This window comes from Candidatus Binatus sp. (genome assembly GCF_030646925.1).
Lineage (GTDB): Bacteria > Desulfobacterota > Binatia > Binatales > Binataceae > Binatus.
Window position 1 is genome coordinate 1 of sequence record NZ_JAUSKL010000028.1, and the last position, 25,764, is coordinate 25,764.

At 61.1% G+C, this 25,764-nt stretch carries 29 protein-coding genes and 1 pseudogene; 12 read left to right on the forward strand and 18 right to left on the reverse strand.

Annotation, left to right across the window (positions count from 1 at the left end; genetic code table 11):
* The 8 genes from Q7S58_RS03845 to Q7S58_RS03880 all read right to left on the reverse strand — a co-directional run.
* On the reverse strand, positions 1–996 hold a 996-nt coding region (locus Q7S58_RS03845; protein WP_304821008.1), incomplete at its 3' end, for an AI-2E family transporter.
* 190 nt (positions 997–1,186) lie between these two features.
* Complete coding sequence (locus Q7S58_RS03850; RefSeq protein WP_304821010.1) at positions 1,187–1,606, reverse strand: MaoC family dehydratase N-terminal domain-containing protein; 420 nt, start codon at positions 1,604–1,606, stop codon at positions 1,187–1,189.
* 23 nt (positions 1,607–1,629) lie between these two features.
* The gene (locus Q7S58_RS03855; protein ID WP_304821012.1) at positions 1,630–2,073 is read right to left on the reverse strand and encodes a MaoC family dehydratase N-terminal domain-containing protein; all 444 of its coding nucleotides are present in this window, start codon (positions 2,071–2,073) and stop codon (positions 1,630–1,632) included.
* 10 nt (positions 2,074–2,083) lie between these two features.
* The gene (locus tag Q7S58_RS03860; RefSeq protein WP_304821014.1) at positions 2,084–2,767 is read right to left on the reverse strand and encodes a PHP-associated domain-containing protein; all 684 of its coding nucleotides are present in this window, start codon (positions 2,765–2,767) and stop codon (positions 2,084–2,086) included.
* 13 nt (positions 2,768–2,780) lie between these two features.
* Positions 2,781–3,206 carry a Zn-ribbon domain-containing OB-fold protein gene (locus Q7S58_RS03865; RefSeq protein WP_304821017.1) on the reverse strand — a complete coding sequence of 142 codons (426 nt, stop codon included), beginning with the start codon at positions 3,204–3,206 and terminating at the stop codon, positions 2,781–2,783.
* 8 nt (positions 3,207–3,214) lie between these two features.
* Positions 3,215–4,378, reverse strand: coding sequence for an acetyl-CoA acetyltransferase (locus Q7S58_RS03870; protein WP_304821018.1), 1,164 nt, complete (start codon positions 4,376–4,378; stop codon positions 3,215–3,217).
* A 9-nt stretch (positions 4,379–4,387) separates the two neighbouring features.
* Positions 4,388–5,203 (reverse strand): alpha/beta fold hydrolase, encoded by an 816-nt coding sequence (locus Q7S58_RS03875; RefSeq protein ID WP_304821020.1) that lies wholly within the window; start codon positions 5,201–5,203, stop codon positions 4,388–4,390.
* A gap of 98 nt (positions 5,204–5,301) precedes the next feature.
* Positions 5,302–5,613, reverse strand: a complete 312-nt coding sequence (locus Q7S58_RS03880) for a helix-turn-helix domain-containing protein (protein ID WP_304821022.1) — start codon at positions 5,611–5,613, stop codon at positions 5,302–5,304.
* A 224-nt stretch (positions 5,614–5,837) separates the two neighbouring features.
* On the opposite strand from Q7S58_RS03880, the gene Q7S58_RS03885 reads away from it, so the two are divergent.
* Positions 5,838–6,644 carry an enoyl-CoA hydratase/isomerase family protein gene (locus Q7S58_RS03885; RefSeq protein ID WP_304821025.1) on the forward strand — a complete coding sequence of 269 codons (807 nt, stop codon included), beginning with the start codon at positions 5,838–5,840 and terminating at the stop codon, positions 6,642–6,644.
* Positions 6,645–6,721: 77 nt separating this feature from the next.
* Here the strand turns inward: Q7S58_RS03885 and Q7S58_RS03890 are convergent, their stop codons facing one another.
* The 3 genes from Q7S58_RS03890 to Q7S58_RS03900 are packed head-to-tail and all read right to left on the reverse strand — an operon-like array spanning position 6,722 to position 9,414.
* The gene (locus tag Q7S58_RS03890; protein ID WP_304821027.1) at positions 6,722–7,852 is read right to left on the reverse strand and encodes a PDZ domain-containing protein; all 1,131 of its coding nucleotides are present in this window, start codon (positions 7,850–7,852) and stop codon (positions 6,722–6,724) included.
* Positions 7,849–8,028, reverse strand: coding sequence for a hypothetical protein (locus Q7S58_RS03895; protein ID WP_304821029.1), 180 nt, complete (start codon positions 8,026–8,028; stop codon positions 7,849–7,851). The genes Q7S58_RS03890 and Q7S58_RS03895 overlap by 4 nt, the downstream gene beginning before the upstream one ends.
* A gap of 54 nt (positions 8,029–8,082) precedes the next feature.
* The gene (locus Q7S58_RS03900) at positions 8,083–9,414 is read right to left on the reverse strand and encodes a citrate synthase (RefSeq protein ID WP_304821031.1); all 1,332 of its coding nucleotides are present in this window, start codon (positions 9,412–9,414) and stop codon (positions 8,083–8,085) included.
* A 224-nt stretch (positions 9,415–9,638) separates the two neighbouring features.
* Here Q7S58_RS03900 and Q7S58_RS03905 point away from each other — a divergent pair, with 224 nt between their 5' ends.
* Positions 9,639–9,770, forward strand: coding sequence for a VOC family protein (locus tag Q7S58_RS03905; RefSeq protein WP_304821033.1), 132 nt, complete (start codon positions 9,639–9,641; stop codon positions 9,768–9,770).
* Here the strand turns inward: Q7S58_RS03905 and Q7S58_RS22050 are convergent.
* A pseudogene (locus Q7S58_RS22050) lies at positions 9,752–9,841 on the reverse strand (epimerase); the annotation flags it as partial. The gene Q7S58_RS03905 and the pseudogene Q7S58_RS22050 overlap by 19 nt on opposite strands.
* Positions 9,842–10,216: 375 nt before the next feature.
* On the opposite strand from Q7S58_RS22050, the gene Q7S58_RS03910 reads away from it, so the two are divergent.
* On the forward strand, positions 10,217–10,855 hold the full coding sequence (locus tag Q7S58_RS03910) for a DedA family protein (protein ID WP_304821035.1): 639 nt from the start codon (positions 10,217–10,219) through the stop codon (positions 10,853–10,855).
* A gap of 31 nt (positions 10,856–10,886) precedes the next feature.
* A complete protein-coding gene (locus Q7S58_RS03915; RefSeq protein WP_304821036.1) occupies positions 10,887–11,153 on the forward strand; it encodes a DUF2007 domain-containing protein in 267 nt (88 codons plus the stop codon).
* A gap of 21 nt (positions 11,154–11,174) precedes the next feature.
* Here the strand turns inward: Q7S58_RS03915 and Q7S58_RS03920 are convergent, their stop codons facing one another.
* Entirely contained in the window at positions 11,175–11,552 is a 378-nt protein-coding gene (locus tag Q7S58_RS03920) for a type II toxin-antitoxin system death-on-curing family toxin (protein ID WP_304821039.1), read from the reverse strand.
* Positions 11,549–11,779, reverse strand: coding sequence for a hypothetical protein (locus tag Q7S58_RS03925; protein ID WP_370655452.1), 231 nt, complete (start codon positions 11,777–11,779; stop codon positions 11,549–11,551). The genes Q7S58_RS03920 and Q7S58_RS03925 overlap by 4 nt, the downstream gene beginning before the upstream one ends.
* Positions 11,780–11,944: 165 nt before the next feature.
* Here Q7S58_RS03925 and Q7S58_RS03930 point away from each other — a divergent pair, with 165 nt between their 5' ends.
* From Q7S58_RS03930 to Q7S58_RS03945, 4 genes are all read left to right on the forward strand, one after another.
* Positions 11,945–12,187: a hypothetical protein gene (locus tag Q7S58_RS03930; protein WP_304821043.1), complete on the forward strand. Its 243-nt coding sequence runs from the start codon at positions 11,945–11,947 to the stop codon at positions 12,185–12,187.
* An 89-nt stretch (positions 12,188–12,276) separates the two neighbouring features.
* Positions 12,277–13,368, forward strand: a complete 1,092-nt coding sequence (locus Q7S58_RS03935) for a hypothetical protein (protein ID WP_304821045.1) — start codon at positions 12,277–12,279, stop codon at positions 13,366–13,368.
* A gap of 81 nt (positions 13,369–13,449) precedes the next feature.
* Complete coding sequence (locus Q7S58_RS03940; RefSeq protein WP_304821048.1) at positions 13,450–15,039, forward strand: alpha-amylase family glycosyl hydrolase; 1,590 nt, start codon at positions 13,450–13,452, stop codon at positions 15,037–15,039.
* 109 nt (positions 15,040–15,148) lie between these two features.
* On the forward strand, positions 15,149–16,861 hold the full coding sequence (locus Q7S58_RS03945) for a hypothetical protein (RefSeq protein ID WP_304821050.1): 1,713 nt from the start codon (positions 15,149–15,151) through the stop codon (positions 16,859–16,861).
* 85 nt (positions 16,862–16,946) lie between these two features.
* Here the strand turns inward: Q7S58_RS03945 and Q7S58_RS03950 are convergent, their stop codons facing one another.
* Positions 16,947–17,585, reverse strand: coding sequence for a hypothetical protein (locus tag Q7S58_RS03950; protein WP_304821051.1), 639 nt, complete (start codon positions 17,583–17,585; stop codon positions 16,947–16,949).
* Positions 17,586–17,727: 142 nt separating this feature from the next.
* Here Q7S58_RS03950 and Q7S58_RS03955 point away from each other — a divergent pair, with 142 nt between their 5' ends.
* On the forward strand, positions 17,728–18,696 hold the full coding sequence (locus tag Q7S58_RS03955) for a quinone oxidoreductase (protein ID WP_304821054.1): 969 nt from the start codon (positions 17,728–17,730) through the stop codon (positions 18,694–18,696).
* Between the two features lie 16 nt (positions 18,697–18,712).
* Here Q7S58_RS03955 and Q7S58_RS03960 read toward each other — a convergent pair whose 3' ends face one another.
* The 3 genes from Q7S58_RS03960 to Q7S58_RS03970 all read right to left on the reverse strand — a co-directional run bounded on the left by Q7S58_RS03960 (position 18,713) and on the right by Q7S58_RS03970 (position 21,374).
* Positions 18,713–19,117, reverse strand: a complete 405-nt coding sequence (locus Q7S58_RS03960) for a hypothetical protein (RefSeq protein ID WP_304821056.1) — start codon at positions 19,115–19,117, stop codon at positions 18,713–18,715.
* Between the two features lie 146 nt (positions 19,118–19,263).
* Positions 19,264–19,752 carry a GNAT family N-acetyltransferase gene (locus Q7S58_RS03965; protein ID WP_304821058.1) on the reverse strand — a complete coding sequence of 163 codons (489 nt, stop codon included), beginning with the start codon at positions 19,750–19,752 and terminating at the stop codon, positions 19,264–19,266.
* Between the two features lie 26 nt (positions 19,753–19,778).
* Entirely contained in the window at positions 19,779–21,374 is a 1,596-nt protein-coding gene (locus Q7S58_RS03970) for a VWA domain-containing protein (protein ID WP_304821060.1), read from the reverse strand.
* A 198-nt stretch (positions 21,375–21,572) separates the two neighbouring features.
* Between Q7S58_RS03970 and hrcA the strand changes: the two genes are divergently transcribed.
* From hrcA to dnaK, 3 genes are all read left to right on the forward strand, one after another.
* Positions 21,573–22,619 (forward strand): heat-inducible transcriptional repressor HrcA, encoded by a 1,047-nt coding sequence (gene hrcA / locus Q7S58_RS03975; protein ID WP_304821061.1) that lies wholly within the window; start codon positions 21,573–21,575, stop codon positions 22,617–22,619.
* Between the two features lie 447 nt (positions 22,620–23,066).
* Positions 23,067–23,714 carry a nucleotide exchange factor GrpE gene (gene grpE, locus Q7S58_RS03980; RefSeq protein WP_304821063.1) on the forward strand — a complete coding sequence of 216 codons (648 nt, stop codon included), beginning with the start codon at positions 23,067–23,069 and terminating at the stop codon, positions 23,712–23,714.
* 37 nt (positions 23,715–23,751) lie between these two features.
* On the forward strand, positions 23,752–25,686 hold the full coding sequence (gene dnaK, locus Q7S58_RS03985) for a molecular chaperone DnaK (RefSeq protein ID WP_304821065.1): 1,935 nt from the start codon (positions 23,752–23,754) through the stop codon (positions 25,684–25,686).
* Positions 25,687–25,764 lie beyond the last annotated feature (78 nt).

The window sequence follows — 25,764 nt, forward strand, 5'->3', positions numbered from 1 at the left end:
GGGCCCCGCGAACAGTCCGAGCGGGCCGTAAACTTCGAGTCCGCCGAGAATTCCGAGAAACAGCGCGAGCGTCGGCAGTCCGGTGCCATGGCGCATCGCGAGCGGCTTGATAAAATTGTCGATGACGGCGAGCGCGATCGAGCACCAGATCACCAGTCCGATCGCCGACGACCATCCGGACGCGTAGCCGAGGTAGAGCGTCGCGGGAATCCATACCAGCGCGGTACCGCCGATCGGCATCAGGCCCGCGGCGGCGGAAGCGATCGCGAGAAAGAGCCAGTAAGGCACGCCGAAAATCAAAAGCCCGAGCCCGATCGTCACGCCCTGCAGCACCGCCGTCAGCATCAGGCCGCGCATCACCGACGACAGCGTGGTGCGCAGCGTATCGAAGATCGCTTTCTTGTCGTCATCGTGCAGCGGAGTCAGGTTGCGGAGGCTCCGCACGTAGTCGTCGCCGTCGCGCAGCATGTAGAAGAACGCGAGCAGCGCGATACCGAAATCGAACACGAAACCGAGGACGTTCCTGGCGGCCTGCGTGGCGTTTCGGACCATGTAGTCGCTGGTAGCCTTCGCCGCTTCCATCGTGAGCCTCGGCAATTCTTCGTCCACCGAATAGCCATGCTCGCTAAGCCGCTTGACGATCCACGCGCCGAACTCAGTGCGCATCGCCCAGTCGTGCATCTTGACCAGGCCGCCGCTCTGCACCAGCGCGGTCGCTTCGGCGTAGAGCGATTGCGCCTCCATCACGAGCCGTCCCGACAGCCAGAAGATCGGCAGAATAACGACCAGCAGCACCACCACCGTGATTATCATCGAGGAGAGCGAACGCCGCTTGACGTATTTGTCCACTTCGATCAGCGCGGGATGAGCCATAAAGGCGAGCAGGATTCCCCACGCGATCGGCGTGAGGAACGGCGTCAGCAAGCCGTAGAGCTCGAAGGCCATCGCGGCCAGGAAGCCGAAGAAGAAGAGCTGGACGATACGTTCGCGATCCATGGATGGTGATGGCGCCGGCCCGCGGGCGGGCGCGATCAGCGCGTGAGCTTAGCAGAAGGCCTCGCAATGATCGTCAGGGGCGACGGCCCCGATGGTGCGCGCCAGTTTCGGGCGCGAGCGGCGGCTTAAGAAATGTGGAGCGGCCCCTGGGGTGCGCAAGTCGAAATATGAGTAATGATCGCGCGCGGTCCTACTGCGGAAACTCGACGGTCGCGGTGCCAGTCACCAGGCGCTCCGCTTCTTCGTTCTCGATCCACACGTCGATCTCCGCCGTCCGATCGTCGGGATTGGTATTCGTCACGAAGCCGTGAATCGTCATCGCGTGATCGGGCTGCACTGGCACACGATAGGTTGTGCCCAGCCTGATAAGGCGCGCGCCGCCGAACCCGATCCAATCCGTCACCAGCTTCGACAAGAGCCCGAGGCTCATGTTGCCCGGCAGGATTATCCCGGGGAGGCCTTCTTTCTTCGCGGCTGCTTCGTCGGTGAAGCGGCCCGCGATCTCGCCGAAGCCCGCGGCCTTCGCATACGCGCGGCATTGATCCTTGCTGACCGTGAGCTCGAGTGGTCCGAGCGTGTCGCCGATATTCACTTCGTCAAACTTTTTCACTTTCTTCGAATCCCGCGCGCGCGTCAGGGCCGGTTCATGAAGCGATGGTCGATATGCGCGACCGTTTCGTTGTTTTGATTGGTGAGCGTGGAACGGATCACGACGAACACCATCGAGCCGGTGCGCCCGGTCTTCTCGTAGATTTCTTTCACGTGCGAGCTCAGCGAAATTTTGTCGCCCGGATGGATCGGCGCGACGAATTCGACATCCTTGCCGGCGTCGAAGCCGCGTCTTCCGAAGCGCGGGATGTGCTCGAAGAAATGCCGTCCGTTGCGAAACGTCACCGCAAACGACGGCGGCGCGACGATTCCGCCGTAAGGCCCGGTTTTCGCCGCCGCCGGATCCGTGTACAGCGGATTGCGCTCGCCCAGGGTTTCGCAGAAGCGCTCGATCATGTCGGGCCTAACTTCGACCGGATCGGTGTGCTCGAAAACCTTGTTGATTATCGTTGGATCGTAGTCGACCATCGCTACCTCGTTACCTTGTCTCCACCGCGACGGCGTGCGGCACCACTTTTCTGCGCGGCCGAAAATCGACTGCTTCGTATGCGCCGGTTTTGAGTTCCCGCACCAGCCCCTCGAGGTCCTTGATATCGGCGGCAAACCGCGTCGCGCAAAGCCCGATCAAACTCACCAAATGGCTGTCCGATCCGCCCGTCGATGCGTACCCGTACTTCGCGATCAGTTCGTCAGCGCGCGCGTCCTCGCCCTTGCGCGATCCGCCGTTCAGCGCCTCGACCGCGACGACGTTCTCGAGCGACGGCTTCGATTCGTAATGCTCGTAGAGCCCGATGTTCGGACGCCCCGGATGGCACGGCACGACGATTCCGCCCATCCGCGCGACTTCATCGATCACCGTCTGCGCGTCGAGCCTGATATTCGAAAAATCGAAGCGCGCGAGCATGTCGTCGTTTACGCCGAAGACCAGCATGTGCCCGTAATTCGTTTCGACTTCCGACGCGCGCAGCACCATGATTCCGAACTTGTCCTCGAGATGGCGATAGTCCGCCGCGCGATTGAACTGGCGATGCTCGGTCAGGACGATTCCGTCGAGCGGGCGCTCGGCGCGGCGCAACTTGATCCAGTTGAGGTACGCCTCTACCGGTGCGCGGCTGTCCTCCGATGCTTCGCTATGAGTATGCAGGTCAAGGGTTGTGCTCACCAGGTTTGCGTCCTCACCTCGCCGGGCGAAATTTCGCGAGCGTCACTTCGGGCGTGACGTCCTCGTATACGACCTCGACGGGCATGTCTATTCTAACCTGATCGGGTTGGCAGTCGACAAGGTTGGTGAGCATTTTCACGCCCTCGTCGAGTTCGACATAAGCCATGATATACGGCAGCGATTCGCGAAATCCCGGCACGTTGTTCTGATACGTCGCGGTGAAGGTATAGACCTTGCCGCGCCCGCTGCACTTCACCCATTCGGTGCGCGGCGACAGGCAGTTGGTGCACATCGCGCGCGGATAATAGCGGACGTCGCCGCAATCGCGGCATTTCTGGATGTACAATTCATGGCGCTGGAGCGCTTCCCACCACGGCCGGTTTTCTTCGTCGAGATGAGGTAGCGGCTTCGAATATTTCGCTGGTTTATTTTCCGCCATGATATCGCCTACTGATTGCCGAGAATTAAAGTTGCGCCCGAGTGCCGCAGGCCGAGCGCGCCGCCAGTGCCGTGCGCGAGCGCGATCTTGCAATCCTTCACCTGGCGCGGACCGCATTCGCCGCGCAGTTGTTTGGCCGCTTCGATCACGAGAAAAATTCCGCGCATCCCCGGATGATTCGATGACAGCCCGCCGCCGTCCGTGTTGATCGGAAAATCGCCGTCGTAGCGGAGCCGTCCACCCGAGACGAACGCGCCGCCTTCGCCGCGCTTGCAGAAGCCGAGATTTTCGAGCGTCGCGATCACCGTGATCGTGAACGAATCGTAGATCATGGCGAAGTCGATATCCTTGTGCGTCACGCCGGCGCGCTCGAACGCGAGCCGTCCCGATTGCGCCGCCGCGATTTCGAGAAAATCGCGCTGGCCGCGCGCCGCGTGCCGCACCGTCTCACCGGCGCCGAGAATATAGACCGGCTTTTTCTTCAAATCGCGCGCGCGCTCGGCCGACGTGATCACCAGCGCGCCGCCGCCGTCGCTGATGATGCAGCAATCGAGCAGATGCAGCGGCGACGAGATGATCCGCGACGCAAGCACGTCTTCGACCGTGATCGGATCGCGATACTTGGCCGCCGGATTCATCGACGCGTGCATCCGCATCGTGACCGCCACCTCGGCCAGTTGCTCGGGCGTGGTGCCGTAATCGTGCATGTGGCGCTGCGCGATCATCGCGTACGCGCCGACCGTGGTCGGGCCGAACGGCCCTTCATATTGATCGCAGGGGTCGCCGCCCATTGTGCCAAATCCGCCGGTGCCGACTGCGAATCGCGACGACGACGCCGTCGAGCCGTACACCACGACGCATACATCGCAAAGCCCGGCGTGAATCGCCGCCGCCGCGTGCGCCGTATGCGCGACGAATGACGATCCGCCAATCGAAGTCGAATCGACGAAATTCGGCGTCAGGTTCAGGTAGTCGCAAAAACTGATGATACCCATGCCGGTCATGCCGATCCCGGCGGTGCAAACTCCATCCACATCCTTGATCGTGAGGCCGGCGTCGTCGAGCGCGCCGCGCACGCTCTCGCCCATGATTTGAAACAAACTTTTGTCCGGGGCGAAGCGAGTCGGATGCTCGTACACTCCGGCGACTGCAGTCTTGCCACTTAGACTCATTACAGATTCCTACTTCAGCTCTGAGACGAATTGTTCGATCGCGGCGTTGTACTCGGCCGGGCGTTCGCGCGGGATGAAGTGTCCCGCGTCCGCGATGATGCTCACTTTCGCGCCGCGAATCTTGCCCGCCATGAACTCAGCGTCGGCGGGCGTCGTGCTTTGATCGTCGGCGCCCGCTATCACTAGAGTTTGTTTGTCGATCTTCGCGATCGAGTCGCGCAAATCGACCTGCGAGCACGCTACGATGTCTGTGTATCGAACGCGCGGATCGGTCTTGATTTGTTCCATCCAGCCTTCGCGCACGACCTCGAAATTTTCCTTGATCGTTTTTGGCGAGTAGCCGTCGGTGTTGAACGCCTGCGGCGCGCGGCCCATCGTCACCGCGCGCAGCGCTTCGACGCGCTCTGCCGCGATATTGAACTTGGCCGCGGTGCAACTCAGGATCAACGCCTCGACGCGGCCCGGATGGCGCAACGCGAGATCCATCGCGATCGCGCCGCCCATCGAATGCCCCAGCATGACCGCGGATTTTATTTCGAGCGCATCGAGGAACGCCGCGATAAAATCCGCGTAGTCGGATATCGTGCGCAATCCTTCGACGCCGGCCGACCGGCCATGCCCCGGCAAGTCCAGCGCGATCGGGGTGTGATTCTGGTCGAGCGTTTCGCCCTGGCGATGCCACGTGTGGCCGTTCGATCCTGCGCCGTGGATGAACAGGATTTTTTTGCCGCGCGAGAAATCCGGGATCACGTCCGGCAAGGTCGTCGCGCCGCGATAGTAATAGTAGGTCGCGTATCCTTTTACTTCGGTATATTTCGTCGGCATCGAATTGACGCGAACTCCGCCAATAGCTTTTGCCGGTTAGCTATTCGGTTGAGAGCACGCTTGTCAAACGGTGCGACCCGCGCCGGCCGGACCAGGCTTCAGGTTCGTTCTGAAGTTCGCGCCTTGCGGCCTTTGCGCCGTGGCGGCGGGGATCCTTCGCTATGTGACGAGGCGGTCTGCTGCTCTGCCCAGCGATCGATTACCGCGCGATCGAAGCGCCAGAGGTTTCCGGTACGAAAGCCGGGGATGCGACCCGCTCGCAGCAGCCGATAGATGGTCGTGGGATGTACGCGCAGGTACTCCGCCAACTCCGGGATCGTCAGCGTCGCTTCGGCTACCGACGATGGCTGCGAAGACGCAGTGGCCGTATCCGCTTTGGGCTCGGCGGTACCCCTTTTCCCCTTTGGCATGCTTTGACGCTCGATATCGCGAAATTTCAACTCCTAGCGTCCGATCCTTGCGCAGATGTGTCAATCGCAAATCTGCTCCTGCCGCTCATCTTTTGGATGTCTCTGTCGCACGAGCTTTGTGTGGCGCTTGCCGATCCCGCCGCAGTTTGCGGTATGTATTGCCACGGGTCGCCGGTTCAGCCGGCGCCCGGCTGACAACGAGATCGACGCAGGAGGCATTGGCGATGCAATACGAAGCAATCGAAGTCCGCAACGACGGCCCAATCACGTGGCTCACGCTGAATCGACCGCACAATCTGAACGCGCTAAGCGCCCAGATGGTCGCGGAGCTCGAAGATTTTCTGCATCGATTGCACACCGATTCCACCACCCGCGTGGTCGTGATGAAGGGCGCGGGCCGGGCGTTTTGCGCAGGCCTCGACCTCAAGGAGCAGAATTGCGGCAGCACCGGTCTCGGCACCACCACCACCGACACGATCGAGGTCCAGCGCCGGATGAGCGATCTTACGCGCGCGATGCATCGCGCGCCGCAACCGTTCATCGCGGCGATTCGTGGGCCCGCCGCCGGCGGAGGATTCGCGCTCGCGCTCGCCTGCAACGTCCGGATCGCGGGCGAATCGGCGCGCTTCAACGCCGCCTTCATTCGCATCGGGCTGAGCGCCTGCGATATGGGCGTCAGCTATTTCCTGCCGCGCACGGTGGGAAGTTCGGTCGCATACGAACTGCTGCTGACGGGCCGCTTCATCAATGCGCAACGCGCGCTCGCGACCGGCCTCGTCTCCGAACTGGTGCCGGACGCGGAGGTCGATAGCGCCGCGGCCAAACTCGCGCAGGAAATGATCGAGACTTCGCCGCTCGGGCTAAGGCTCACCAAGGAATGTGTCGCGATGAGTATCGACGCGGGCAGTCTCGAGCAGGCGATCGCAATCGAGGATCGCAACCAGGTGCTATGCGTGCGCGCGGGGTATATCGAAGAAGGCGCGCGGGCGTTCCTCGAGAAGCGCAAGCCAAAGTACGCTGCGCGCGCGTAGCCGGCGACAAAAAGAAAAAGGAGCGATCGAATGATCGCTCCTCTCGATAATTCTTCGAGCCGTGATTGCGTAGGCGATCAGCGCGCCGCCATCGTCGTCATCTCGCTCATCCGCGCCACCAGGTACTCCGGCTGGCCGTTATGCCAGACGCGCAGCTCGACGCGCTGCCCCGGATGGTATCCCGCGACCAGGCTGTTCAGCGCGCTCCCGTCCGGAATGGTCTGGCCGTCGAATGCACTGATCACGTCGCCCGGCTGGAGTCCCGCCTTGTCGGCCGGCGAGCCGATAAATACCGCTTCGACTTTCGCGCCCCAAACGTCGGGCGCCGAGCCGGTGGTCACGCCGAAATAAGCCGGACCGTCGGCGCTGATCACATCCGGATGCAGAAAATGCGCGCGGCGAACGCCCGGGACCTGCTTGACGACTTCGCGGATCTTCTCCGCTTCATCGACGCTGTACACCTGGCCGGCCAGATACGTATCGCCCCTGGCCCCGACCGACACGCCGATATCGGGGAACGCGCGCGACCTGAGTTCGTCCTTGATATTGATTTCGAGCTCGGAGGGCTTTACGCGCTTGCGCGCAGACGGGATGACATCCGAGTCGGCGAGGATCACGAGGGTGGTGATGGAATCGCCGGCGTCGATGTCGGCGCCGCTCTTGAGCGGCTGCGTCGCGATATTCTGCGACATCAATGCGGGCACCTTCTGCCGCAACTGGGGCGATCGCGTCAGCCATATCGCCGCAAAGATCATCAGCGCCGCGCCGGCCGCGGAGATCGCGAAATCGCGCCGCCGATTTGGGTTTGCAACTCGTCCGGCAGTCGGGATCGACTCGTCGTCTTCATCCGCATCAAGCCGCCCCTCCGCGAGGTCGGCAACATCCTTGCGGAAAGCTTCCTCGGCCGCGGCAAGGAGTTCGAGCTGCTGCAGCGTCTGCGGGATGCCGTCGATGATCGGCACGATCTGAGCGCTGTCACCTGATTTTTCGTCGAAGAAACCTTCGATTGCCGCAAGCCGCTCCGGCGCGAGTTCGTCGGCGTTTTCCGCTTTCAGATCCTCGCGGCGATTCGCGAAATCAGCGTAATGAACGTTCGAGCCGGACGCTTCGTTCTTCTTCGGCCCCAGACCTCGCTCGCGGGCGAATTTTCGCAACGCTTCTTCCAGCGTTGGAATGTTAGCGCGTGGCTTTCCCCCGTTGTTGCTCATGCTGCTGCCACTCCGAGCGATTTGAACGCATCCAGATAACGATTGGTGCGTTCCCCTTCTTTGTAGCAGACGAAAAGTTTAAAGGCCAACGAATCGGCGTTATTTTTTAACAAAGTGGCGGATTTTTTGCCGCCGCTCAGATCTGATGCGACGAGCGGGAACCGCGCCCCGATCATCGATTATGACTCGTTCCGGACAATCAACGTGAGGCTAGATCGCTTTCGCTCACGCTAGATCGCTTCGCTCACGGCGTCCTCGCGCTGGGTCGGTTTCGGCCGCGATTGCAGCGCCGTGTAGTGGCGCATCTGCTCGCCGATATAGACCTGGCGCGGACGCGCGATCTTCTGCTCCGGATCGCGCACCATCTCGGCCCACTGCGCCATCCATCCCGAAGTGCGCGGAATCGCAAATAGCACCGGGAACATGTCCATCGGGAAGCCCATCGCCTGGTAGATGATCCCCGAGTAGAAATCGACGTTCGGATACAGTTTGTGCGAGATGAAGTAATCGTCTTGCAGCGCGATTCGTTCGAGCTCGATCGCGATATCGATCAGCGGATTGCGGCCCGTGACTTCGAACACCTGCGCCGCCATCTCCTTCAGAATCTTCGCGCGCGGATCGTAGTTCTTGTACACGCGATGGCCAAAGCCCATCAGGCGCCGGTCGCCGTTCTTCACCTTCTTGATCATGTCGGGAATCGCCGATACCGAGCCGATATCCATCAGCATCCGGATCGCCGCTTCATTGGCCCCGCCGTGCAGCGGCCCGTAAAGCGCGGCGATCGCCGCGGCCGCGGCGGCGTACGGATCGGGCTGCGAGCTTCCCACCGAGCGCATCGCGTTGGTCGAGCAATTCTGCTCGTGGTCGGCGTGCAGGATGAACAGCACGTCGAGCGCCCGCTCGAGCACGGGATTGGGCTTATACCGTAGCTCGGTCATCTTGAAGAGCATCGAGAGCAGGTTGCCGGTGTAGCTGAGCTCATTGTCCGGATACACATAGGGCAGGCCCTTGGTATGCCGATAGGCGAACGCCGCGAGCGTCGGGATTTTTCCGATCAGGCGGCGGGTCTGCAGCCGGCGCGACTCGAGATCGTGGATATCCTTGGCGTCGAGATAAAAAGTCGAGAGCGCGCCGACGGTCCCGACCAGCATCCCCATCGGATGCGCGTCGTAGCGATAGCCCTCCATGAATTTTTTGATGTTCTCGTGGACCATCGTGTGAATCTTGATGTTGTTCTCCCAGCGACCGTAATGGTCGCGATCGGGGAGCTCGCCTTTCACGATCAGGTACGCAGTCTCGAGGTAATTGCTCTTCTCGGCCAGCTCCTCGATCGGATAGCCGCGATAGCGCAGGATTCCCTTGTCGCCATCGATGTATGTGATGCGGCTCTTGCATGAGGCCGTATTGGTGAACGCCGGGTCGTATGACATCAGGCCGAAGTCGTCGTCCGCGACCTTGATTTGCTTGAGCGCCGCGGCGCGAATCACGCCGCCCTCGTCGATCGCGATCTCATAATGCTTGCCGGTGCGATTGTCGGTGATGCTCAGTGTGTCCTTCGCCATCGTTCTCCTCGACTTTATTATGCTTGCAAAAATCGCCCGCCAAATCGACATTTGCTTAAATTCACTGGCGCATTGACCCGGCAAGCATCCTTCGCGTTCAACATATATACGGTATGGAACATTTCGTGTCCAAACCCGCGCGCAACATTTTTCGCGCCTTTTCTTTTCACGGTCCGCGATCGGAAAATATCGCGCGACCGACTTGAAATTCGCCGAGGATCGCAATGAAGTTCGAAATCTGCATCGACGTGGACGATGTCGATCGAGCGGTCGAGTTTTACGGGCGCGGCCTCGGCCTGAAGATCGAGCAACGGCGCGCGGCGTGGGCCAAAGCTGCGACTGCGGTGACGTCGTGACCTGCGGCGATGGCCTGCTGGAGGGCTTGGCGACCGATACCCCCGGTCGCCGCGAAGATCGTGAGCTTCATATTTTGCTCCATGCTCAGTGAAGGTGCTTAATGATGGATCGAGCGTCCGGGGTGCTAGGAGTTCATCGGCGTCCGCATCTGTACGGGTAACTCGCTGCCGGGTAACTTGTGCTCCGGCATGTGAAAAACATACTAAGCTCAATTATTACTAACAGGGCGAAGCCCGCATCTTTACACAACGGGAAGCCTGAAACCTGCGGGAGGTTTCAGAAATTCTTCTGCTTCTTGCCCCTGTCCATTTCACTCCGCTCCAGTTTTTTTTCAAATCGCTGAGCGCGTGCATCCGTCGGGCGCGCGTTGCTCCGGGCGCCTGCTAATGCAACTGTTTTAGGTAGAGTAGATTTCGCAGAACGATTTCGGAAGAAGCGCAAAAGCATGATCGAAAAAATTATCGCGGGCGTGTCGGGATTCGTTATCGCGACCATCTCGGCGCTCGGTTACGGCGGCGTGGCGCTCCTGATGGCGATCGAAAGCGCGTGCATCCCGCTGCCGTCGGAAGTGATCATGCCGTTTTCGGGATACCTGGTCGCGACCGGCCGCTTCAATCTCCAACTGGTCGCGATCGCCGGCGCAATCGGATGCCTGCTCGGGTCATACGTCGCGTATTACGTCGGCGCATACGGCGGCCGCAGATTTATCGAGCGCTACGGACGCTACGTGCTGATCGCGCCCCACGAACTCGAGATCGCCGATCGATTTTTCATGCGCTGGGGCTCGCACGCCGTCTTCTGGAGCCGCTTGCTGCCGGTGGTGCGCACCTTCATCGCGTTCCCGGCCGGCGTAACGCGGATGCCCCTGCTGCCGTTCTCAATCTACACGCTGATCGGTTCGTACTTCTGGTGCCTGATGCTGGCCTATGCCGGGATGAAATTCGGGCAGCATTGGGATGCGCTCGCGCCGTACTTCCATCGCTTCGACGCGGTGCTCGCAGTGGCGATCGTCGTCGCCGTGGCGGCGTTCCTCTACTACCGAATCAACGGACTCGCCTCCGCGCCGACAGTCGAGCACGACTGAAACTTGAAGCGGAGCCAAGCTGGTTAATCCTATGGCCGATGAAGAAACGCGCGACAAACCCAACCCCGAACTGCCCGATCCGTCGGACCTCGAAGAGGTGCTGGCGAGTATCGATCCGACGCCGGTGCGGATGGCGCATGACTATCTGAATCAATCGGGCATCGAGTCGTTCGTGTTCGACACCGCGTCGTCGCGGATGCTCGGCACTACTGCGGCGGTGCCGGCGCGCCTGATGGTCCATGCCGACGCGGCCGCGGAAGCGCGCAAACGCCTGAAGGACTTGGGCTTCGAAGATTAGGGGAGATTGGCACTTCGCGAGCTAAGTCGTCCGGCCGACGTTGGCCCTCAGCCAGTGGGCAAGCCTATCGAAAGTGAAATCGTTGGTGGCGTAGAGGCTCGTAACGAATGCGTATGTCTCGGGCGCCGTTGCCGTGAGCTGCGCGCCGTTGATCGTTAAAAAAGTATAGGTGGCGGCAAAAGCCGTTCTTTTATTACCGTCTATGAAGGGGTGATTCTGCGCAAGGCTCTCCCAGAGCGCAGCAGCCTCCTCGATCAGGTCTGCGTAGTAGCCAGTCTGAGGCCGATAGAGAGCGGCTTCGAGTAGTCCCTGGTCTCTGATGCCGTGTGAACCGCCGTAGCGTTCAATCTGATCGGCATGGATCGCCAACACTTCCACAAGCGTGAGATGGTCGCTCATTCAGCGAGCTTTTTGTAAAGGGGGCCGTACCTTTCGTGGCTGGCGAGATAGACTCCCATCACCTGCGGTCGCGGCCGGGCGTTCTTGTGCTTGTCGATCAAGTCGGACAGCGCTTCATCGACAAGCGCCTGAAGTTGCCGGCCTTCCTTTTGCGCGAGGCTGCGCACAGTCTTGATAACATGCGAATCGACTTGAGTTGCGAACTTTTCCCGGTTGCGAGCCACGATAATTCTCTCCCGGAATCTATCATGACAAATCATGAAACATCAAGTACGATGGGGCTCGCGCGTCATGTCAAATTCGCCCTCAACCGTCTAAAAATTCGAAGTTGCATCTTGATTTTGAATAATTTGGTGCGTAGTATGACGGATAAGAATTTGGAGGAATAGACTATGGCAAGCAAAAAAGTCGACGCGCTGACCAAAATGGACATCATCCATACTGCAAAGAATTTTTACTGGAAGCGGCAGATGCCGAAATGGACGGTGATCGTTGTCGACAGAGAGCTTCCAGTCCGACCATTGGTGCTTGAAGCGGCGCGTGTGGCACCAAACGACCCGACGAACTCTCACCAAGCGGTCGCAAAGCTGAAGAGCTTCGGGTTCGAAGTCCGTTACGAAGGTAGAGCAGTCTAACCCCTGGCGCGGCTCGCTGCGGTTCTTTGGTTCAACGCACCGCCACCAGCTCTCGTGACGGACTTTGTTTCGCTTAGAATATTTGCTTGATGTCCTGGCACTTAGAAGATATTGAGCGGAACTGGCTTAAGGGTGCCGCGATTGCGGTGACCCCCGAGGAATTGGTCGACGCGTTCGACCGGACTGAGGCCATCTTCGGTCGCGAGTGGCTAAGGGCGCGCAACGCGACGGCATGGGGCGCCGCCCCGACGCTTGAGGTTGTGCGCACAGGAATTAAGCTCGCCGCTCTCGATGGCGTAGTTGGCGCAGAGAAATTAATTGAACGGGTTCGCGCGGGCGAGACGTCCGCGGACGCCGAATTGACCGCGGTCTATTTGTTGCGGCACTCAAGGTCAACAGCCGAAATTGAGCTATACCCACCGATTTCTGTCGCCAATCGTACCCGCGTGCCTGATTTCCGAGTGCGGGATCGGCTAGATCCTTGGACTTACATCGAGGTAGCTCGCCCCGATATCTCCGATACTCAAAGGCGCGCGAATTCAGTACTTGGACGGCTCACTGAGATCGTTTACTCCCTCAAGAAGTCGTTCACCCTAGAGGTTTTTCTTCTTCGGGAACCGACTGACGGCGAAATTGAGCAGCTCGCGACAGATGCAACTGCGTTCTGCCGACATGAAGGGCTCGCTAAAGAATACGTCGGGAATCTGGCTATTTTGCTTTTGAATCATGCGCCTCCCAACGTGGTCACCCCGTATATACACCCGGAGGACGATCATCGGCCGCGTCTGGCGATGGCCAGGGTAATAGCAGGAGGCGATGAGCCCGCCAGACATGTCTCAGTCAGAATGCCTTATGCCGACGAGAGAGCCGAGGTATTCCTCAACTCAGAAGCAGAGCAGCTCCCGAAGAACGCCCCAGGATTCATCATGATCGACGTGTCGAGGGCGCCGGGCGGAATCAAGTCTTGGGTGCCACTGCTACGCCGAAGATTGCAGCCGCAAATTCATACGAGGGTGGGAGGAATCGGGTTGTTCACCGAGGGTTTCTTCCCGACAGACAGCGGCTTGAAATGGATATTCGAGACTGCGCTGATCGCTAATTCGCACGCAAAGTTGCCACCGCCTGAGTGGATAGGACTGGCAGTCGCTGAAGCAGGCAGTGCGGAATCAACACCAACTTAACGCTCTTCAGATTGGAAGGCGTCTGTCTAGGCCATTCAGAAAGGACGCTTCGGGTCCACCTTTGCGGCTAGCGAAGGGGAGGTGAGCGATTTGAAGTGGTGGCAATCCGGCATTTTCTATCAGATTTATCCGAGGTCGTTTGCGGATTCGAATCGCGATGGAATCGGCGACCTCGACGGCATCACTGCGCATCTCGATTACCTGAATGGCGGGCCGGACTCGCTTGGAATTGATGCGATCTGGCTGAACCCCATCAATCCCTCGCCGTTCAAGGATTGGGGCTACGACGTCAGCGATTACTGCGGAGTGCATCCGGACTACGGCGACCTCGCCGCGTTCGATCGCCTCGTGCGCGAGGCTCATCGCCGCAGTATCCGCGTGGTCGTTGACCTGGTGCCGAATCATACTTCGGATCAGCATCCGTGGTTTATCGAGTCGCGATCGTCGGCGACCAATCCCAAGCGCGACTGGTACCTCTGGGCGCCCGGGACCGCCGACAATCCGCCGAATAACTGGCAGAGCACGTTTGGCGGCCCGGCGTGGAAATACGACGCGCATACCGGCGCGTGGTACCTGCATATGTTTCTCGAAGAGCAACCCGACCTGAACTATCGGAATCCCGAAGTCATCGATGCGATGCACGACGTACTGCGCTTCTGGCTGGGTCGCGGCGCCGACGGATTTCGCATCGACGTGGTCGCGGGCCTTATCAAGGACGAGCAGTTGCGCGACAATCCGATTCGCGCGGCGCAGGATCCCGATATCCCGTGGTACGCGCAGGGCTCGCAGGATCCGCTCTACAGCAACGACCGGCCGGAGGTTCATCGCATCATTCGGGGCTTTCGCGCGGTCAGCGACAGCTATAAAGAACGGGTGCTGGTCGGCGAGACGTGGCCGCGCAACCAGGAGCATCTGGCGGATTATCTCAGGCCGGACGAGTTGCATCTCGGATTCAATTTTCGATTTTTGCATGCGCGCTACGAAGCGGCCCGCTTTCGCGCCGCGATCGAGCAGACCGAAAAATCATTCGGACCCGGCGCGTGGCCGACCTGGACGCTCTCGAATCACGACTTCATGCGGCATCTCTCGCGCTACGCGCGCGGCGGCGACGGCGAAGCGCGCGCGCGGGTCGCGGCGGTGATGATCATGACGCTGCGGGGCACTCCGTTCATCTACTACGGCGAGGAGATTGGGATGCGCGAAGTGAAAGTCCCCGGCGTCGTCAAGCGCGATCCGGTCGGGCGCGACGGATGCCGCACGCCGATGCAATGGTCATCGGCGCTTAACGGCGGATTCTCCGGGGCCGCCGAGACGTGGCTCCCGTGCGGCGATTTCAAATCGATCAACGTCGAAAAACAAATCATCGATCCGCGCTCGATGCTGTCGCTGTATCGGCATCTGATTCGACTGCGCAAAACGACTCCGGCGCTGGCCGACGGCAGCTATCGCAGTTTCGATGGCGGCCCGCATGATTGCCTCGTGTATCATCGCGAGGCGGCGTCGCAGCATCTAATCGTCGCGCTGAATTTCACCGCTGAGGCGCGCGAGATCGATACGCCCGCCGGAAAAATCCTGTTCAGCACCGCGCTCGATCGCATCGGAGAATCAGCCGGCGCATCGCTACGATTGGCGCCGAACGAAGCTGCGATTCTCGAAGTCTCGCCGGACTAGCTCACGTCGCGAGCGGTCAATTCTGTCGGAATCGACGCTATCGATTGTCGCTAAACTACAAGACATCCGGCGTGACAGGCTGCTATACATTTTGTAGGAGAGCGACGTCATGCCAAACGCCACTGATGTCCGATGGTTCAAGCAGCAATTTGCGAGCAAGATCGACGCAGCGATCCGCGGCACTCCGCTGAGCGTCGATCTGATCGCGGCGATCGCGTGCCAGGAGACCGGCTATATCTGGCAAGTCACGCGCAAGAAGGCGCTCGGGCTCGCACAGATTCTGGAACTGTGCGTCGGCGATACGCTCGACTCGGACCGCGGCCGTTCGGCTTTTCCCAAGACCAAGGCCGACTTGGTCGCGCGGCAAAATGGACAGGCGATGTTCGAGATCGCGCGCAGGGCGCTCGAAGATATGTCGCAGCATATCGCCGGCTATCGAGGAGCGGTGGGGCATCCCGACAAGTTCTGCCACGGCTATGGCATCTTTCAGTACGACCTGCAGTTCTTCCTCGATGACCCGGATTTTTTCCTCGGCAAGCGCTACGCCGACTTCGATGCGTGCCTCGCGAAGTGTCTGAATGAACTGAAACGAGGGCTGCGCAAGCTCGGTCTCGAGAACAACCAGACGCTGAGCGACTTTCAGATGGCGGCGCTCGGGATCGTGTACAACGCCGGCCGCTTCGATCCGCAAAGAGGACTCAAGCAGGGCCATCAAGACGACGGCAAGTACTACGGCGAGGCGATTTTCGATTTTATCCGGCTGTCGAAGACGGTCGCGGCGCCGGACGACGATTCCGCTTCGATGCCGGAGCCGGAGCCGGGCACCTCGACGCTGCCGCCGCCGACGCCGATCAGCGCGACGGGAGCGTTTTACGAAGTCGATGTTCGCGATCAGCCGCTCAGACTCCGCCGCGAGCCTGCGATCGATCCCGATGATCCCAGCGCCAACGTGATCACGCGGTTGCCTGACGGGCTGATCGCGCGCGCGGTGAACGATCAGGTCGTGAACGGCTTTCGCGAAGTGGAGACGAGCCTGGCGGGCGCGCATTATCGCGGGTTCGCGTCGGCGCAATTTCTGAAGCCGGCGCCTGACGTTGCCGACGTGCCGATCGTCACGCCCGCCGCGACGCCGCCCGACGCCGGTATCATCGCGGTGTACCTGAAGAACAACGACGGCACGATCACGCGGCGCTTCGAGCGTGCGGGCGCATACTCGCTGAACGAGGCAAGCCAGCCCGGCCGCACGGGAACGACTCCCGACGACTTGCGCCGCGAACTCGCGGCCATAATCGAGTGGCTTGCGGCGGATGACCCGGCGCATCTCCGATACGCGAAGCATGACGGCCTGACCTTCTGCAACATCTACGCTCACGACTATTGCTATCTTGCGGACGTCTATCTGCCGCGGGTGTGGTGGACGCCCGGCGCGATCGAGGCGCTCACGCGGGGCGAAAAAATCCGGCCGCGCTACAACGCGACGATCGAAGAGGCGCGCGCCAACGATCTCTTCCGATGGCTGCGCGACTTCGGTCCGCGCTTCGGATGGCGCCAGACCGGTACGGCGAGCAAGCTGCAACTCGAGGTCAACCAGGGAGCAATCGGCTTGATCGTCGCGCGGCGGAAGGAAGATGGACCGCCGGGGCATATCGTCGTCGTGGTGCCGGAGACCGAGGAGAATCGGGCGCAGCGCAACGATATCGGCGAGGTGATCGCGCCGCTATCGAGCCAGGCCGGTTCAATCAATTTTCGCTACGGTCTCGGCCGGCCGGGATGGTGGAACAGCGAACGATTCGCGGAGAGCGCGATGTGGCTGCACGGATGACGCGATTAATTGAAGCGATTCGATCGCACAAAAAAATAAGGGCCGGACGGCCGGCCCTGATCGAATCGTATCGAATCGAACTGCGTCAGGCGGTTGCAGCAGCACCAGCCTGCGTCGTGCTGGCGGTGAGCGTCGCGTGGAGCGCCTTCTGCCACTTGAGCGTCGAGAGTTCGTCTTCCGCGAACAGGCGCACCATCTCCCTGGTCTGATAGTCTTCCTTGATCGCCGCGGCGAACTCGAAAATCGGCCTGATGATTTCCTCCGGATTCGGAAAACGGGTCGCGCCGCGCGCGAGCTTCTCGAGATCGCTGATCGACGGATCGGAGATGTATGCGACGTTCTTGCGCGCTTCGTCCGTGTTGCGATCGGGCATCGTGCCGCCGAGTTCCTTCAGCCGCTGCGCGAAGACGCGGCCGTGGTACGCCTCGCGCTCGGCGACCATCTTGATACCGCCGCGGATGCAATCCGTCTGGCAGATCGCGAGCCACTTCGGCAGCGCCTCGCCGGCGTTGGTCTCGCCGACGCTCGCGGCCTCGAGGAACTTGACGATCGCTTCCCGCTCCGACGCATAGGTCTTGCCGAACGCGCGGAATCCGCCGTGGCCGTTGGACGCCTTGCCGTTGCCGTTTTCGAGCAGGCTCATCTCGTGTTCGAAAGTGGTTTCGCTGATGATGCCGGTCCGATACGCGCGGAGCAGTTGCTTGAATTCGAAATCTCGATTCATCGCTAGTACCTTCGGTTGGATGTCGGTTGGCTCTCGACGCTAGTGGCGCCGCCGCCGGATTGTCAAACGTCTTTGGATGCGGTTCCATCGCCCGTGAAACCGTGAGATAGATCGCAAAATCCCGGAAGCTGAGGTCATCGTCGTGAAAGCAATTGTCTTCGATAAGATTGGCGGGCCCGAAGTGATGAAGATCGCCGACGTGCCGCGCCCCGAGGTCAAGCCCGGCACGGTGCTGCTGCGCGTGCGCGCGGCCGGAATCAACTTCGCCGACACGCTCTTCAGGCAAGGGCAATACCTGATGCAACCGCAACTGCCGGACACGCCGGGGCTGGAATGCGCGGGCGAGATCGAGGCGATCGGCGCGGGCGTTACGAATCTCAAGGCAGGGCAGCGCGTCGCGGCGCTCGGCAGCAAGATGTATGCGGAGTATGCGCTCGCGCCGGCGGCGCAGGTGATCCCGATTCCCGACTCGACCAGTTTTGCCGAGGGCGCCGCGTTTCCGATCCAGGTGCTGACGGCGTGGCACATGCTTCACACTTCGCATCGAACCGGCCCGGGCCAGACCGTGCTGGTGCATTCGGCGGCCGGCGGCGTCGGAATCGTCGCGGTGCAGATCGCGAAGGCCGCGGGCGCGCGCGTGATCGGTACGGTCTCGAGCGACAGCAAGTTCGCGCTGGTTAAAGAGTATGGCGCCGACGACGTGATCAATTACTCGACGCATGATTTTGCCGCCGAGGCGAATCGTCTCACCGGCGGACGCGGCGTCGATCTGATCCTCGACGCGGTCGGCGCGACCACGCTCGAGAAGGGGCTCACCTGCCTCGCGCCGTTCGGTCATCTGATTCTCTACGGACGCGCGGGCGGGCCGCCCGAACCGCTCAACCTGTTCAAGCTGTTCGAGAAATCGATCAAGGTGAGCGGCTTCGTGCTCTACACCGTGACCGCGGTGCCTGAAGTGATGCGCCGCGGAATCGAGGAATCGTTCAAGCTGATGGCGAGTGGCAAGTTGAAGCTGGTCGTTGGCAAATCATTTCCGCTGGCCGAAGCAGCCGAGGCGCATCGGTTCATGGAATCGCGGCAATCGACGGGCAAGCTGATCCTGACGCCGTAGCTGCGCGCGGGCGGAGTCAGTCGCCGCACAGGTACTTGCGATAGACCGGCAGCGCGGGTTCGCTAGCGGCGTTGACCGTGCTCTTCAGGTCGTTGCGCCAGTTGCTATTGCCGACGCAGACGTACTTGAGGTCCTTCGCGCAGTCGTAGGCGTCCTTCATCAGGCCGACCTTGCCGATGTCTTCGGGCCGCGCAACGTTCGAGCTTTCGACGAAATAGACGAGTCCGTCGTCGCCGCGATGAACCGACGCGGTATCGAGATACGCGCGGCCGCTGCCGCCTTCGACGTCGAGCGATTTGGCGCCGGGCTCCTCGACCCAGGCTTGTTGCTGCGCCTCGCTGTGTGCCGAATTCGACAACGTCAGAGTCGCGGCAATCGCGAGCGCCACGACCCATAGCCGTCCCGCAGCAATCTCCGTCATCCCAAGCAAACGCCGTACTCCCTTCTGTCATTCAGAGGCTAAGGCTGCGACGCCGAAGAATCCCGGAACGATGCGAGCACAGTAAAGGATTCGGGATTCTTCGCTTCGCTCAGAATGACAAATTTTCTGCATTTGCGCTGAACGGGCTAGGCGCGGAATTTATCGAGCGCGGCGCCCGACAACGAATACTCGGGCTCGAGGAACTCGGGCGTCATCCGACCGGTCTTCACGAAGCCGACGCTCAGGTAAAGCGCCGCCGCGTTGACGTTGCCGCGAAAGCAGGTCAGGCGAATTTTGGCGCATCGCGGATACTTGCCGGCGATCAATCGCAGCACCAGGTTCAGCGCCTGGCGGCCGTAGCCTTTGCCCTGATGGGCCGCGTCGATCATGATGTCGTCGATCCAGTAGTCGTCGGCGCTTAGCGGATCGCAGACCAGCGTCACGTACCCGACCACTGCGTTTTCGTCGCGAATAACGAACGGCAGGTAGTCGTATTCTTCGCCCCACGCGCGCACGTAGCACATCGCGAGCGACTTGATCGGCGGCGCGACGAACGTTTCCTGCTCGGGATGAAGCTTGAGCGCGATCATCTCGCGCCAATTCGTCCTGTCAGCCGGTTCGAGTCGTATTGCCATGATGAGAATCCCGATTTGCCGCCCGCTCACGCCTGCATCGTGAGGAAAATATCGCGCGCGTGATCGTCGCTGATGCGCTTCACCGAAGTGATCCTGTCGGCGAACTGCTTGAGCGACGACGTATCCGCCGAGCCGACATCGACCAGCACTCCGAAAATCGAAAATTGCAACGCGCGCTTGGCTTCGAGCAGGCGCGCGAGCCACTCGGGACTGACCTGCGATTCGCCGTCGGTGATAATCACGATATCGGCGCGTTTGAGTTTCTTTTCGCTGATCAGCGCCACCGCCGCGTCGATTGGCTGTTCGAAATCGGTGCCGCCGCCGGGGAAATATTCCGCCATCTCGACCACCTTCGCGAGTTCGGGCTGATAGCGCCGCTCACGATTCAGGTCGAGCACCTTGAGGCTCGTGTCGCCGGAGGAAAACATCACGGCGCGAAAAAGCCGCCGCTGCCGCCGCGCGATATCCATCAGCGTCAACGCGACGGCCTTCGACCACATTTCCTTGTCGCCCTGCATCGAGGAGCTGACGTCGATACAAACGACCATCGGGCCCTTGCCCTTCTGCTCGTCGTCCCGCAGCCGATACTGAAGGACGGTTCCCTCCAGCAATCGGCGATGGAAATCGCGGCGCAGCGCCGGATGATGCATCGCGAGCAGCTCGGACGGGATCAGGCGACCGATATCGGCGCCGAGTTCGACGTCGTAAGCTTCCGCGACGCCGCGCTCGAGCGTCTTGTGCTTCAGCGCGCGCGCATCCTGCTTGAACCGTCCGACCATCCGCGCCAGCTCGCCGAGCTTCTTGTTGCGGGCCAGCCGCCGGCCCAGCTCGAGGCGCGCGCCCGCGGAGACGCGACCGCCCTGGCCGAACTCGCGGCTGAAGTCGTGACTGTCCTCGGCGGCGCGATCGATCTCTTTGGCCAGTTCGGCGGTCTGCAATTGCATCCGCTTGAGCGCCGTCTGATCGGCGCCCTTCATCGCATCCTCGAATCGCCGCGCCTTTTGATTGAGCCGCGCTTCCGAAACCTTGGCGGCGCGTTCAGCCGCCTCGGCCATCTGGGCCAGCTTCTTTTTTTCCGATTCGCCGAGCGCCGGCTCGCCCTCTTTCGGCTCCGCCATTTCCGCGACGGTCTTCACCGCTTCGCCGCGATTTTCGAGATCTTCCTCCTGCCGCGCGAGGTCCTGCAGGTCGGCCATCTCGCTGCGATTGATCAGGCGTTCCGACCTGATCATTTCGAGCGCCTGCTCGCTCATCACGATTGCAGCGATCGCCGCCTTGTCGGATTCAAGCTCGGTGCGGAGCCGCAGCGCCTGGAACGACGGCGACGGAACTATCTGCTCGAGGATGGTGCGATTCAGAGTTGCCGCGCGCCGGACGTCGTCGGTTTTGTGCCACGCCGGATTCATCTTGAAGAGCGCGAAAAAGAAATCCTGCACCAGCGCGCCGAAATGCGGCACGATACGATCGCCCGCTTCGGCCAGCTCCGCGATCGAGGGTGCGTCGGCGACTATCTCGCTCCACGTGCGGCGATCGTAGCTGTCGCTTTCAAACCACGAAGCGCCGGTCGGCGCCCTGGGAACGTAAAGCGGCCGCGGCTTGATTGATTTGGCTTTGCGCGCCATCGAAGTCGAGCATAATCGAGGGCGAGCGCGGCGGCTATTGCATCCCGGATGAATCAACGCTGACGAAATCGCAGCGGCGGCGCCACTTGGTAGCCGATTCGGCGCTTGATGTTGGACCGCGATGCGTAACACAATTGAAACGTAGAGGCTGGTGGGCGAAAGCTTCTCAAAAATTCGCCGTTCGACGATTGCATCGCGATGAAACTCGGCCAGGAAAATATCACACTGTCGAAACGCCGCCACGATTTGCTGCTGGCGACCGTGCAGGAATTTATCGCGACTGCGGAGCCGGTCGGCTCGGCGCAGATCGTCGCGCGGCATCAACTGGGCGTGCGCGCCGCGATGGTTCGCAACATAATGTCGGAACTCGAGGACGCGGGATTTCTCCGCCAGCCGCATACGTCGGCGGGCCGCGTGCCGACCGAGAAAGCGTATCGCTACTACGTGGACAATCTCGCGGCTGCGGCGCGAATCGGCTTCGAGGATCGCGCGCAGATCGAACTTCACTACTCGACTGCGGCCGGCGATCTGAGCGCGGTGCTGCGCGATACTCCGCGACTGCTCGCGCTGCTCACCGGGCAGGCTGCGATGGTGATGCCGCCGCGGCTCGAAGCCTCGATTCTCGAGCAGGTGAACTTCGTGCGGCTCCGCGAAAAGCAGGTGCTCGCGGTGTTCGTCACTGAGAAGGGCGCTGCGCAGAATCGAATCGTCGATACCGAGCGCGATCATTCGCAAGGGGAACTGGATCGGATGGCGCGCTACCTGAACGACTCGCTCGAGGGACGCACGCTCGACGAAGCGTGCAAATGGATCGCGGCGCAGCTCAAGGAAGAGCGTGCGCGTTACGATCGCTTCATGCACGACGCGCTTGCGCTGGGCGAGGCAATTTCCGGCCACGTCGCGCGTATCGACCTGTACGTCGAGGGTGGCCTGCAGGCGCTCGAGCAGCCGGAATTCGCCGATCGCTCCAAGATGCGCGAGTTGCTGCGCGCGCTCGAGGACAAGAGCGCGCTGCTGGAGCTGCTCGAGCGAAGCCTCGCACACGACGGCCTGACCGTGTCGATCGGCGCTGAAAACTACGATCCGCGGCTCGCTTCGCTGAGCGTGGTCGCAGCGTCGTATCTCAGCGGCAGCACCGTGCTGGGCAGCCTCGCGATCGTCGGCCCGGTGCGGATGGAATACGACCGCGTGATTCCGCTGGTCGAGTACACCGCCCGCGCGATCTCTCGCCTGCTAGAGCACTGACGCCCGCCGTCCGCGCTCGCCTTCAAAATCTCCAGCAATGAAGATCGCAAAGGTCTGCGCGATGAACCAGCGTGCGATCCGGCACCCTCACCTACCCGCCGCAAGGCGGCGGGCCTCCTCTCCCGTAGAATAACGGGAGAGGTAAAGCACCGCGCCGCCGCACAGCATCGATGACCGATCGCTCCATAGTCGCAGAGGTCATCCGCGCCGTTGAAGAACGAATGGCGAGCAGCAGTGCCCTGCACGCGATCCAGCACCCTCACCTGCCTCGTCGCGTCCCGCGACTCCGGCGCCCTCTCCCGTAAAAGAACGGGCGAGGTATTTCAGATACGGCATCATTCGGTGGAGGCTCTTCCCTCGAGAATGACCGAGTTGCGCTCTGTCAGAGTGCTGGTGCTGGCGCACGATGAAATGATGCTTAGGTTAAATGGGTAGCGGTTTCATAAAATGGGCAATCGACACAAGGGAAATAGCGGGTTCGGCGATGATCACGATCAGGCCGACGCGGCGCGCGGCACAGACGCGGGCGGAATCGAGCAACCTGATGCGTCCGCGGCGACCGATGCGGGCGGCTCCAACGCCGACCTCGCAGCGCTGCTAGCGGCCAAGGACAAGGAAATCGCCGAGCTGAAGGATAAGTACTTGCGCACGCTCGCCGACTCGGAAAACGCGCGCAAGCGAATCCGCCAGCAGAGCGAGGAATCGGTTCGCATCCAGCGCGAAAATATCCTGCGCGACCTGCTGCCCGTCGTGGATAACCTCGAGCGCGCGATCAGCGCGGCTCGTGGCGGCACCGACATCAAGACGGTAGTGCAGGGCGTCGAGATGGTACTGGCCGCGCTGCACGATTTTCTGCGCAACCAGGGAGTGACGCCGGTGAGCGCCGTCGGCGAAGTATTCGATCCTTTGCGGCACGAGGCGGCCGATCACGTCAGCTCCGACCAGCATCAGCCGAACACGGTGGTCAGCGAGTTCCATCGCGGCTACCTGTTGGGCGATCGAATCCTGCGTCCGGCGCGGGTGTCGGTGGCGAAAGATGGAAGTGCGCGGCGAAGCGGCGGCGAAAATGACGCCTCCGACATTGAAAACAATTAAAGAGTGATTATCTCTCAAGCAGAGGATCTTTAGGAAAATGGCAAAAGTAATCGGAATCGATCTGGGCACCACGAATAGCTGCGTCGCGGTGATGGAAGGCGGCGATCCAGTCGTAATCGCGAACTCAGAAGGTAGCCGCACAACTCCCTCGGTGGTGGCCTTCACCGAAGCGGGCGAACGGCTGATTGGGCAAATCGCGCGGCGCCAGTCGATTACCAATCCGACCAACACGGTTTTCGCGATTAAGCGCCTGATGGGCCGGCGTTTCGACGACGTTGAAGTGCAGAAGGCGCTTAAGGTGCTGCCTTACAAGGTCGCCAAGAATGACGATGGCGCGGCGTGGGTGGAAATCCGCGGCAAGAAATACAGCCCCGCGGAAATTTCGGCGTTCGTCCTGCAAAAGATGAAGCAAACGGCCGAGGACTATCTCGGCGAGAAAGTCACCGAGGCGGTGATCACCGTCCCGGCGTACTTCAATGACAGCCAGCGGCAGGCAACCAAGGATGCGGGCCGGATCGCAGGCCTGAACGTGCTGCGCATCATCAACGAACCGACCGCCGCGTCGCTGTCGTACGGCCTCGACAAGAAGAAGGACGAGAAGATCGCCGTGTTCGACCTCGGCGGCGGTACGTTCGACGTATCGATTCTCGAACTCGGCGAAGGTGTATTCGAAGTCAAGGCGACCAACGGCGATACGTTCCTGGGCGGCGAAGATTTCGATCAGCGCATCATTGACTACCTGGCCGACGAATTCAGGAAGGACCAGGGAATCGATCTGCGCAAGGATCGGATGGCTTTGCAGCGCCTGAAGGAAGCGGCCGAGAAGGCCAAGACCGAGCTTTCGACCGTGACCGAGACGGACATCAACCTGCCGTTCGTGACGGCGGATCAGTCCGGACCGAAGCATCTGAACATCAAGCTCTCGCGCGCGAAGCTCGAAGTGCTCTGCGCCGATCTGCTCGATCGGCTCGACGCGCCGTGCACGACCGCGCTCCGCGATGCGGGCCTCAAGGCCAGCGACATCAACGAGATCGTGCTGGTCGGCGGGATGACCCGGATGCCGGCGGTGCAGGAGCGAGTGCGGCGACTGTTCGGCAAGGAAGGCCACAAGGGCGTCAATCCGGACGAAGTCGTCGCGATCGGCGCGGCAATCCAGGCGGGCGTGCTGAAGGGCGAAGTCAAGGACGTCCTGCTGCTCGACGTGACGCCGCTATCGCTCGGAATCGAGACGCTCGGCGGCGTGTTCACCAAGCTGATCGAAAAGAACACGACGATTCCCACCCGCAAGAGCCAAACGTTTTCGACTGCGCAGGACAATCAGACGGCGGTTACGATTCGCGTGTTCCAGGGCGAGCGCGAGATGGCGTCGGACAACAAGCTGCTCGGCCAGTTTGATTTGATCGGGATTCCGTCCGCGCCGCGCGGCCTGCCGCAGATCGAGGTGACGTTCGATATCGACGCGAACGGTATCGTCAACGTGCATGCAAAAGATCTCGGCACCAACAAGGAGCAGTCGATTCGCATCACCGCGTCGTCGGGCTTGAGCGAGGAAGAGATCAAGAAGATGGTGCGCGAGGCCGAATCGCACGCCGCCGACGATCATGCTCGCCGGCAGCAGGCCGAGGCGCGGAACAAGCTCGACAATTTGATTTATACGACCGAGAAGACGCTCAAGGACTACGGCGAGCAACTCGATGAGGCGTCGCGCAAGCAAGTCGAGGATGCGCTCGCGGAAGCGCGGACCAAGCTCGAATCCAAGGATGCCGACGAGATCAATCGCGCGGCGGAGACACTGTCCGCGGCATCGCACAAGCTCGCCGAGGCGATGTACAGCAAGACCCGGCAAGCGGGCCAGGGGGCAGGCGGCGCCGATGGCGGCGGCGCGGGTGGTCCGGAACACGGCCAGGCAGGTGGCGCTGGCGCGAAGGAAGATGTCGTCGATGCGGACTTCAAGGAAGTCAAAGATCAATAACCTCTCAATTGGGGTCGCCACTGGCGGCCCCGATTGTTTCCACCATGATAATGGCATCCGCGCCTGCTATGACGTAGA